This is a genomic window from Bartonella sp. AD328YNZD (assembly GCF_042196425.1).
This window is the reverse complement of sequence record NZ_JBHIQG010000035.1, coordinates 3,996-14,055: the sequence shown is the minus strand read 5'-3', so window position 1 is coordinate 14,055 and position 10,060 is coordinate 3,996. Positions and strand designations below refer to the sequence as shown.

Sequence of the window (10,060 nt, the reverse complement as noted above, 5' to 3'; positions counted from 1 at the left end):
TCTTCCCATGATCAACGTGACCAATCGTACCAATATTAACATGCGGTTTTGTTCGTTCAAACTTGCTCTTCGCCATTGCTATTAATCTCTTGTTTTATTCCCTATTTTTATTAGCACCTAGGGACAGTTCTGCAAAACTTAAGTCTGACCAGACTGTAAACAGCCCAATCACCACAACTCTTAGACGGAAAACCCCACCAAATCTATAAATGGAATATCCTCCATCATACCTATTTGCCCAATCATCAACAACCATTTGGAGCGGGTAGCGGGAATCGAACCCGCATATTCAGCTTGGAAGGCTGCTGCTCTACCATTGAGCTATACCCGCATGACCCACGTACTAACTCTCCTTCGATGAATGGTGGAGGGGGTTGGATTCGAACCAACGTAGCATACGCAACGGATTTACAGTCCGCCCCCTTTAACCACTCGGGCACCCCTCCATTACACCGATAAAGTCGCGCAATGAGACATCACGACAACCATCTTGAATACCCATTCAATTCAATCTGATTGCGAAGTGGTTATGACGATTACTATTGTATCTGTCAACAGAATAAATACAATTCTGTACAAATTTCCTGCTCATAATTTTAAATCATAGATTTTTTCTCTCTATTTTTCTTATTAACACGTTATAAAGAAGCTATGAAAGAAAAAACATCACAAAATTCTCATTATGCTCGTTTGCGTCGCCGATATCGCGATACAAAAGGCTCTCCTTCTCGATCTTTTACACACCCAAAGAAGAAAGCTGCTTCTTTACAGCAAGAGATCATCCATCTTTATGGCATTCATTCTGTTCAGGCTGCTTTAGAAAACCCAAAAAGAATTTTAAAATGTCTTTACGTTACACAAAATGCCTTAAAACGATTAAATATATCCGAATCAGATTATCCTTGCTCTGTTACATTATGCACGCCCAAATATCTTGATTCGCTTGTTGGAAGTGAAGCAGTTCATCAAGGTGTTGTGTTGGAAACTCTCCCCCTCAAACCATGCAAACTGTCGGAACTAACCAATACTGATCTGGTCATTGTCATGGATCAAATTACCGATCCACATAATGTTGGCGCTATTATGCGCTCTGCAGTCGCATTGAAAGCTAAAGCACTTATTACAACTTGCCGTCACTCTCCCCACGAAAGCGGTGTTCTTGCGAAAGCAGCATCTGGAGCTCTGGAAATGATTCATTATATTACCGTACGAAACCTTGCTGAAGCTCTTCAAGAACTTCATCAAACAGGTTTCACAAGCTTTGGTCTCGATTCAGAAGGTGAACAACCTCTAGAAACAGCATTAAAAGGAAATAAAATTGCTCTTGTTTTAGGAGCAGAAGGTAAAGGCTTGCGTAAAAAAACACGCGAAACCGTTTGCGCTTTAACACGCCTTGATATGCCTGGACATATTAAATCATTAAATGTTTCAAATGCAGCAACAATAGCTCTTTATGTGGCACATCAATATCTTAGATTCTAGTTTTTAATTTTTTGTGAAACATCAAAAAAACCAACCAACAAAAAACCCGCAAGAAATCCGCCAATATGAGCTTCCCATGCTATTGAGATGCCATTTTCTTCAAACAAAATAGAAGAAATACCTATGATAAAATCAGTCGTCAGCCATACACTCATATAAACAAGAACCCCCTTAGAACACAGAGCTTTTTTGACAGACAATAAAGGTCCCAAAAGTTTTTCGTTCTGCGCATTGACAGCTAGATTACCACTAGGAAAACCGTAACGTGCAATAGCACCCATCATTCCAGATACGGCACCTGACGCCCCAATAAGTGATATGGTACTTTCTTGATGAAATGTAAAATAAGTCAAAACAGAAATAACTGCCGTTAACACCCAAAAAATTAAAAAACGTAAAACACCAAAATGCCTTGCTAAAGGAGAGCCGAAAACCAAAAGCCAAACCATATTAAGAGCAACATGTTTAAAACTACTATGCATAAATGAATAACTTACCATGGTATAACAAAATGCTACAGGATGCTTCTTAAACAATGCTGGTATAAATGAAAAAAACTCAAGGCTTTCAACATAAACATGATGAGAAAAAAAATACTGAGAAATGCAATAAAGACAAAAACAAAATGCTATCAAAACAACTATAATAAATGGAACATTCAATAAGGGTTCTTTAGGTTGTTTCGACAATCGGGAAACATCATTATGTTGGTGACTAGAAACTTTCATTGTATAAAATCTCGTATTTTTTAGAAAATGGGTTATTCTTTATACAAAATAAATATACCATTCCCAGTGATGCAGAATCTTCTCAACGCCTCCGAAGCCCCTTTTTAAATTTTCAATAGCTCTACATGAAAACACGTGTATTTTATACAAAAGATTTTAAAAAGTATGGATATCAAGAATATGATTTACAAATTTAGTGGTATCCTGCTTACTTAAATGTGAAATTACCATGCAATATACAAGAACTTACGAATAGACAAACTCACTTATGAGGTGGTGTATAATAAAAATATATAAACATTCTTTTCTTACTAGAAATATATTGATTATTGCATTTCTTAAACAAGCTATACCTCGATTGATAAACTTTAAAGAATCTTAAATCTCAATTTTTCCATTAATATGGCCTGCATTGCTTCTACGCTTTGAACGAAAAACGACATCTCTATGAGAAAAAATACCAATACAGCGTTCTCTAGATATAATAATTGGTGTTTCATGATGAATTACTTACTTGATAGTCTGTTTCCCTCATACATGCAAAAGCGTCAGTTCATCTCTTTAACAAATATAAACAAGCCTTTCATTTCAACCTTTAACAGATATAATTCAAGAACTATCTCTTATGAAACACTGAAAAAATATGTTGATTCTAATGATGCATCTTTGAATTTAAACAGTTCATGACGGAATTTTTTATTCCTTTCTCAGACAGTCTTATTGACACATCCGCCACTTGTAACGCGCAAGAGAATAGTTTGGATTATTTAATATAAAAAATTAAATGAGGTAATCATAGGAATTTGCTATTAAGTTGTAAAATGATAAAGGACTATTATAAATCAATGTATTATAAATAGATAACACACTAATTATTGAAGAGAACGATCTTGAGAACTCTGCTTGCAATCCTTTAACCACACATCATAAATAGGATGCTCAACAGCGTTCAAACCAGGACTATCTGCAAACATCCATCCTGTAAAAATACGCCGTATTTTTTTATCTAATGTTACTTCATTGACTTCAACAAAACCAGTTGTACGCGTGGGTTCATCTTTAGAACTCGTATAACATGCACGTGGTGTTACCTGTAATGCGCCGTACTGATAAATTTTACCAAGAGTAACTTCAAAACGTGTGGTCCGTCCCGTGATTTTGTCAAGACCTGCAAAAACAGCAATTCCATTGCTAATACGCTCAGCCCGCACTCCATTATTTAAGGATAAAAACACTAAAATTCCCATAAAAAAAATATATATAAAATGCCTCACCCCTAACAATAAAAAAAATCTCATCATATCAAAATCAATCGCACCTTAAAAAATAATTCTTTTCATAACATAGAGTCAAATAAGACAAAAATACACACGTACATTAAAAAACATGTTATTTTTTAGGTGACCAAGAATCATAATCTTCATGCACACAAGAATGCTCTCCATTGAAAGTGATAGCCCCCTTTGGTCGATAGCCCTCACTTGTTCCTGTCATATTTGCAACATGAGGCTTTTCCCATTCATAAGGATGATAATCCTCTTGTGTTGGTGGACACTCACAGCGATGATGAATCCAGCCGTGCCAACCTGGTGGAATAGTAGAGGCCTCAGAATAGTCTTTATAGATAACCCAACGATGCGGATAACCATCCTTATGAAGTCCTCCTTCATAATATATATTTCCAAACTGATCTTCCCCTATCCGCTTACCTTTGCGCCATGTGAAAAAACGCGTACCAATGGTATTTCCATTCCACCATGTGAAGATTTGCTTTAAAAAACGAGCCATCTGCTATTCCATTCATTTAGTGCGCTCATGAAATTAATCGTTTGAATAAAATTATTAACGATTGAAATTATCGAAAAAGTTACTAGTAAATTCAACTACAATTCCAATTGATAGGTTAACGTGCTATCCTTTAATTTCAAGAAGATATCATATGTATGGCTTCTTCTCCACCCCATAAAATTTAATCTATGCCAAGTTTCATCTTAACCAATTCATTAACAGCTTGGGGATTTGCCTTACCACCTGTTGCTTTCATTACCTGTCCAACAAACCAACTAGCTAAAGCAGGTTTGTGCTTTGCTTGCGCAACTTTATCAGAATTATTGGCAACGATCTCATCAACAGCTCTTTCAATAGCCATTGTATCCGTTACCTGCTTCATATTTCGCTCTTCTACAATTTGGCGTGCATCTCCCCCCTCATTCCAAATAATCTCAAAAAGATCTTTGGCAATTTTTCCAGAAATAACTCCTTCTTTTATAAGATCAATAATGCTTCCTAATTGATTTGGCGATACTGGTGACTCTTCAATCTCACGATTATTTTTATTTAAAGCCCCTAAAAGGTCGTTAATCACCCAATTGGCAACTATTTTTCCATCACGCCCACGCGCTACTTCTTCAAAATAATCAGCAATAGCCTTTTCTGTCACAAGAATGGAAGCATCATACACTGTCAATCCCATTTCCTTAACAAAACGTGCTTTTATAGCGTCAGGTAACTCTGGTAAGTCTGCTGCCAAAGCATCTACAAATGCTTGATCAAATTCTAATGGTAAAAGATCAGGATCAGGAAAATAACGATAGTCATGCGCTTCTTCCTTTGAGCGCATAGAGCGCGTTTCACCTTTAGCGGCATCAAAAAGCCGAGTCTCTTGATCTATGACGCCTCCATCTTCTAAAATTGCGATCTGACGACGCGCTTCATACTCAATTGCTTGGCCAATAAAGCGAATAGAATTAACATTTTTGATTTCACAACGCGTTCCAAACTTTTCACCAGGACGACGAACGGATACATTGACATCCGCACGCATAGAACCTTCATCCATATTACCATCGCAGGTGCCCAAATAACGAACAATTGTACGCAATTTTGTCATATAGGCTTTGGCTTCATCTGATGAGCGCATATCAGGCTTGGAAACAATTTCCATAAGAGCAACACCAGAACGATTAAGATCCACAAAAGACATCGTTGGATGTTGGTCGTGCATCGATTTTCCAGCATCCTGTTCAAGATGCAACCTCTCAATTCCCACTTCTATATCCTCAAATTGGCCATTCGAATCTGGACCAACAGATATGATAATCTTCCCCTCTCCTACAATGGGATAGTGAAACTGAGAAATCTGATATCCCTGCGGTAAATCTGGATAAAAATAATTTTTGCGATCAAAAACAGATTTTAAATTAATACGCGCCTTTAATCCTAACCCCGTTCGAATCGCTTGACGAACACACTCTTGATTAAGAACAGGCAACATACCTGGCATAGCTGCATCAATAAGGGATACATGATTGTTTGGCTCTGCTCCAAATTTGGTGGATGCTCCTGAAAAAAGTTTCGAATTTGATATGATTTGCGCATGAACCTCCATGCCAATTATGACTTCCCAATCACCTGTAACTCCAGAAATAAAACGCTTAGAATCAGGAATACGCGTATCAATGATGCTCATTGCCAATCCATTACCAATATTTAAAATTCACTCATGGCTTATCTAAAACCATTCTCAGTGCAATCCTAGGATATAAATCTTACAACACAAGCCCGATTTTATCGGGCTTGTGTTGTTTGCATAAATATTAAGCTTTTTTAGGAGCCTTTTTCTTAACTGATGTTTTCTCTGCGGACTTTTCCTTCACTGCAGATTTTTTCTTTGCTGGCTTTTTTTCAATAACATCTGATTCGTCATATTCTTTCATCAACTCTTCAACCGTCACTTCTTTATCTATGACTTTTATCTGTGCCAATAAATGATCAATGACCTTTTCTTCAAAAATCGGAGCACGCAGATTTTCAACAGCTTCTGGCGTCTTACGGAAAAAATCCATAATTTCTTTCTCTTGTCCAGGATACTGGCGAACCTGATCAAAAACAGCTGCCTTTAGCTCATCCTCACTAACTTTAACACCAACCTTTACTCCAATTTCAGAAAGCACTAAACCAAGTCGAACACGACGCTGTGCAAGGACACGATATTCCTCCCTTGCCTTTTCTTCTGTAATACCTTCATCTTCAAAACTGCGCCCAGCCTTTTTCAAATCATCATTAACCTGAGCCCATATATTGCTAAACTCAATTTCTAAAAGCTCTTCAGGAATCTCAAAATTATAATCAGCATCTAAAGCATCAAGAATTTGACGCTTAATTTTTTGACGTGTCATTGAACCATATTGGCTTTCAATCTGTTCACGAATGACCTCACGTAAACGATCTAGAGATTCTAAACCAACTTTTTGCGCTGCTTCATCATCAACTTTTAATTCATCTGGTTTAAAAACAGCTTTAACAGTAATATCAAACTCTGCTTCTCTTCCCGCCAAATGTGCCGCACTGTAATTATCAGGAAATTTAACAGAAATCGTTTTTGCATCCCCAGCCTTCACACCGACCAATTGCTCTTCAAAGCCAGGAATAAATTGTTTTGACCCAAGAATCAGTTGTGAATCACTATCTGTCCCACCTTCAAATGGAACGCCTTCAAGCTTACCTTGATAATCTATGGTAATACGATCACCTTCTTCAGAAGCCCCCTCTTTTAGGGAATAATTACGTGTAGAAGAAAGGACGCGTTTGACTTGATCATCAATCTCCTGTTCAGGGATAGTTGCAATTTCACGGATAACTTCAATATGTTTAAAATCTTTAATGTCAATTTTTGGTAAAACTTCATACTTTAAACTAAAAGTAAAATCAGCCTTGCCATCTAGAATTTTTTCATCTTCATCTATGTCAATTTTTGGCTGCATCGCTGCACGTTCATTACGGTCCGCTAAAATAGAACGAGGCGCCTCACTGAGTATCTCATTGAGAATCTCCGCCATAAAGGATTTACCATACATTTTTCGCAAATGCCCACTAGGCACTTTACCCGGACGAAAACCATTAAGCTTGATTTTTCCCTTGGTATCATCCAACCGTTCATTCAACTTTTCTTCTAAATCTTTCGCTGGAACCACGATCTTAATTTCGCGCTTCAGTCCTTCATTAAGCGTCTCGGTAACCTGCATTAAACACCTTCATTTTTCTAAGGAGAGGGATATGCCCACTCTAATAATCATTACATTCTAACACTTCGAGTGTTACATTACCATGAAGCGGAATTCCAGACACGTAGAAATCCGTAGCACTTAAGGGATTGCTTTGGTGCGGATGGAGGGACTCGAACCCCCACGGTCTCCCGCCAGAACCTAAATCTGGTGCGTCTACCAATTTCGCCACATCCGCCAAACTGACAAGCTAATAACCTTATACAAGCGGCGTCTCTATACCATTAATTACAGAAAAAAAGCAAACGAATATATTAAAAAAAACAAAATCTACGCTTTTCATACACGGCTGCTTACGCTAAAAGTCGATTATGTTAAAGACATTTGATACTCCAATCCATATCATAGGTGGCGGCCTTGCAGGGTGTGAAGCAAGCTGGCAAATTGCTCAGTCAGGAATTTCTGTTATTTTGCATGAAATGCGACCCCTAAAAAAATCAGATGCCCATAAAACCGATCATTTAGCAGAACTAGTTTGTTCAAATTCATTTCGTTGCGATGATTCATCAACAAATGCCGTAGGACTTCTCCATGCTGAAATGCGATTAGCGAAATCATTAATTATGAAAGCTGCTGATACCAATAAAGTCCCTGCAGGGAGTGCTCTTGCCGTTGACCGTGATGGATTTTCAAAAACCGTCACAACAGCACTAGAAAACCACCCTCTTATAACAATCAAACGTGAAGAAGTTCAAAAAATTCCTAAAGCTTGGAAACATGTTATCATCGCAACAGGTCCCCTTACCTCATCTGCACTTGCTCAAGAATTACAAGCAATCACCGGAACAGAATCGCTCTCTTTTTTTGATGCTATTGCACCTATTATCCATACCGATAGTATTGATATGAATATTTGTTGGTATCAATCTCGCTATGATAAAATTGGTCCTGAAGGAACAGGAAAAGATTACCTTAATTGTCCCTTAAATAAAGAACAGTATGAAACATTCGTTCAAGCGTTAAAAAATGCCGACAAAACAGAGTTTCGTGACTTTGAAAAAACACCCTATTTTGATGGGTGCCTACCCATTGAAATTATGGCTGAACGCGGACTTGAAACTTTAAGACATGGACCTATGAAACCTATGGGCTTAACCAATGCCCATAACCCTACAGTTAAACCTTATGCTGTTGTTCAATTACGCCAAGATAATAAACTTGGAACGCTTTATAATATGGTCGGCTTTCAAACAAAACTGAAATATGGTGAACAAATTCGCATTTTTAGAACGATTCCCGGTCTTGAAAAAGCAGAGTTTGCGCGTCTTGGTGGTCTTCACCGCAATACCTACCTCAACTCGCCAATCATTCTTGATCAAACCCTTCGTTTAAAACAAAAAAAACGACTACGCTTTGCAGGGCAAATTACCGGATGTGAAGGTTATGTAGAATCAGCGGCAATAGGGCTTCTTGCTGGACGTTTTGCTGCTGCCGAATATCATCATAACTGTCCTTGCCTACCCCCACAAACTACAGCATTCGGAGCCCTATTGAATCATATTACAGGGGGACACATCATAGATGAAAAAGTAGAAACACAATCTTTTCAGCCAATGAATATCAATTTCGGACTCTTTCCCCCTATTACTTCTATTAAACATTCAGAAAAACGCTTGCCAAGTAAAGAAAAAAAATTAGCAAAAAAGCAAATTATAACAGCAAGAGCCCTCAATGATTGTATTCAGTGGTTAGCAAATAAAGAATCAAAGAGCTTCTGTTTATAAAAAACATACGATTCGCCTCTCACCTACTGAATAGATCTTTATGACTCTCGTGAAAAAATCATTCTAAAGCCTTTTAAAGACTGTCTCCCCCAATCAATAAATACTACCCTACGTTTCATCATTTATTCAATTTTGCAGGTGCTGTAAAATAACTTTTTGCTATAAAAAAACTTTACTGCTATCAACAATTTAATATGATTTAATGACTAAAAACAAAATAATCAAAAAAATAAATAGATGGAAAATACACAATTAATACTGTATTATCTTTACTAATAGTTTTTATATTATGTAATGTATATTATTTTATAAGAGTCATTTTTCTGTTTTGTAACTTCCTCCCTCAAAATTTGTGATATTCTCTCATTTTAACTCTTGTATGATGAAAAAAAACGCTCGCCTGCATATCACAAGTAAAATAAAGACAGGAAGAAAAAATATTTTAAGACAGAGTCCAATCTCTCTTTCATTTCAAGCACTAAGAAAAATCACAATATTAAAAACGAAAAAGAATGATGATGCTACTTTATCAATTTACAATGAATTGATTTATAATAATAATTTGTATCTTTCTATATTGCATGAAAAACCTGAATATCGTAAAATTCTTTTATTTCAAACTCATCTTATAGTAAAACAATGAAAATCATCCGCTTGGTGCTTCGCAAGCGAAGCTAGTGTGTAAATAAAGAACTATGAAAAAATGAATAAAACTACTCCTTGTGAATCCATCTCAAATACTGAAAGCTCGTCACAACAGTATAGGAACTGAAAATAGCATGACGACACCCCCCTTACTCTTTTATTAAGCGTAAAAATGGTGCTATATAATAGCTTTTATACACTTCATAGAGCTTTTCGTCTTACACTATTTACAGGTCTTTATTTTTAAATAAAGATCAAGCACTTTAAGGTATAATAAAAGCTCCCATCACATTTTATAAACGATACAGTACTCTATTCCATTAAAAATGGCTAAAAACAACCCACTCCAAATCTACGGTATTTTACGCAATATTTAAAATCATTTAAAAATACCAAAATATATAAATAAGAAAAATAC

Annotated in this window: 7 protein-coding genes, 3 tRNA genes and 1 pseudogene; 2 read left to right on the top strand and 9 right to left on the bottom strand. The window is 36.7% G+C overall.

The annotated features are described in order from the left end of the window. From ACFIO3_RS03160 to ACFIO3_RS03150, 3 genes and pseudogenes are all read right to left on the bottom strand, one after another. Positions 1 to 76 (bottom strand): annotated as a pseudogene (locus ACFIO3_RS03160) (elongation factor Tu); the annotation flags it as partial. A gap of 181 nt (positions 77 to 257) precedes the next feature. After that, a tRNA-Gly gene (locus ACFIO3_RS03155) sits at positions 258 to 331 on the bottom strand. A 31-nt stretch (positions 332 to 362) separates the two neighbouring features. Then, positions 363 to 446 (bottom strand) — tRNA-Tyr (locus tag ACFIO3_RS03150). 205 nt (positions 447 to 651) lie between these two features. Between ACFIO3_RS03150 and ACFIO3_RS03145 the strand changes: the two genes are divergently transcribed. Next, the gene (locus ACFIO3_RS03145) at positions 652 to 1,482 is read left to right on the top strand and encodes a TrmH family RNA methyltransferase (RefSeq protein ID WP_375614941.1); all 831 of its coding nucleotides are present in this window, start codon (positions 652 to 654) and stop codon (positions 1,480 to 1,482) included. Here the strand turns inward: ACFIO3_RS03145 and ACFIO3_RS03140 are convergent. The 6 genes from ACFIO3_RS03140 to ACFIO3_RS03115 all read right to left on the bottom strand — a co-directional run bounded on the left by ACFIO3_RS03140 (position 1,479) and on the right by ACFIO3_RS03115 (position 7,451). Then, positions 1,479 to 2,210, bottom strand: coding sequence for a rhomboid family intramembrane serine protease (locus tag ACFIO3_RS03140; RefSeq protein WP_375704096.1), 732 nt, complete (start codon positions 2,208 to 2,210; stop codon positions 1,479 to 1,481). The two genes, ACFIO3_RS03145 and ACFIO3_RS03140, sit on opposite strands and share 4 nt — an antisense overlap. Before the next feature lie 872 nt (positions 2,211 to 3,082). After that, a complete protein-coding gene (locus ACFIO3_RS03135; protein WP_375610204.1) occupies positions 3,083 to 3,508 on the bottom strand; it encodes a DUF2155 domain-containing protein in 426 nt (141 codons plus the stop codon). A 91-nt stretch (positions 3,509 to 3,599) separates the two neighbouring features. Then, positions 3,600 to 3,998 (bottom strand): NADH:ubiquinone oxidoreductase subunit NDUFA12, encoded by a 399-nt coding sequence (locus tag ACFIO3_RS03130; protein ID WP_375614942.1) that lies wholly within the window; start codon positions 3,996 to 3,998, stop codon positions 3,600 to 3,602. Between the two features lie 181 nt (positions 3,999 to 4,179). After that, complete coding sequence (gatB, locus tag ACFIO3_RS03125; RefSeq protein WP_375614943.1) at positions 4,180 to 5,679, bottom strand: Asp-tRNA(Asn)/Glu-tRNA(Gln) amidotransferase subunit GatB; 1,500 nt, start codon at positions 5,677 to 5,679, stop codon at positions 4,180 to 4,182. Positions 5,680 to 5,806: 127 nt separating this feature from the next. Next, entirely contained in the window at positions 5,807 to 7,234 is a 1,428-nt protein-coding gene (gene tig, locus ACFIO3_RS03120) for a trigger factor (RefSeq protein ID WP_375606237.1), read from the bottom strand. A 134-nt stretch (positions 7,235 to 7,368) separates the two neighbouring features. Continuing rightward, positions 7,369 to 7,451, bottom strand: a tRNA-Leu gene (locus tag ACFIO3_RS03115). Positions 7,452 to 7,584: 133 nt separating this feature from the next. Between ACFIO3_RS03115 and trmFO the strand changes: the two genes are divergently transcribed. Further along, positions 7,585 to 8,997, top strand: coding sequence for a methylenetetrahydrofolate--tRNA-(uracil(54)-C(5))-methyltransferase (FADH(2)-oxidizing) TrmFO (gene trmFO, locus ACFIO3_RS03110; protein ID WP_375704095.1), 1,413 nt, complete (start codon positions 7,585 to 7,587; stop codon positions 8,995 to 8,997). Positions 8,998 to 10,060: the final 1,063 nt, after the last annotated feature.

Bases quoted from the DNA above. Each gene is read 5' to 3' on its own strand.
- ACFIO3_RS03145 (WP_375614941.1), top strand. From the start codon at position 652: ATGAAAGAAAAAACATCACAAAATTCTCATTATGCTCGTTTGCGTCGC.
- ACFIO3_RS03140 (WP_375704096.1), bottom strand. From the start codon at position 2,210: ATGAAAGTTTCTAGTCACCAACATAATGATGTTTCCCGATTGTCGAAA.
- ACFIO3_RS03135 (WP_375610204.1), bottom strand. From the start codon at position 3,508: ATGAGATTTTTTTTATTGTTAGGGGTGAGGCATTTTATATATATTTTT.
- ACFIO3_RS03130 (WP_375614942.1), bottom strand. From the start codon at position 3,998: ATGGCTCGTTTTTTAAAGCAAATCTTCACATGGTGGAATGGAAATACC.
- gatB (WP_375614943.1), bottom strand. From the start codon at position 5,679: ATGAGCATCATTGATACGCGTATTCCTGATTCTAAGCGTTTTATTTCT.
- tig (WP_375606237.1), bottom strand. From the start codon at position 7,234: ATGCAGGTTACCGAGACGCTTAATGAAGGACTGAAGCGCGAAATTAAG.
- trmFO (WP_375704095.1), top strand. From the start codon at position 7,585: ATGTTAAAGACATTTGATACTCCAATCCATATCATAGGTGGCGGCCTT.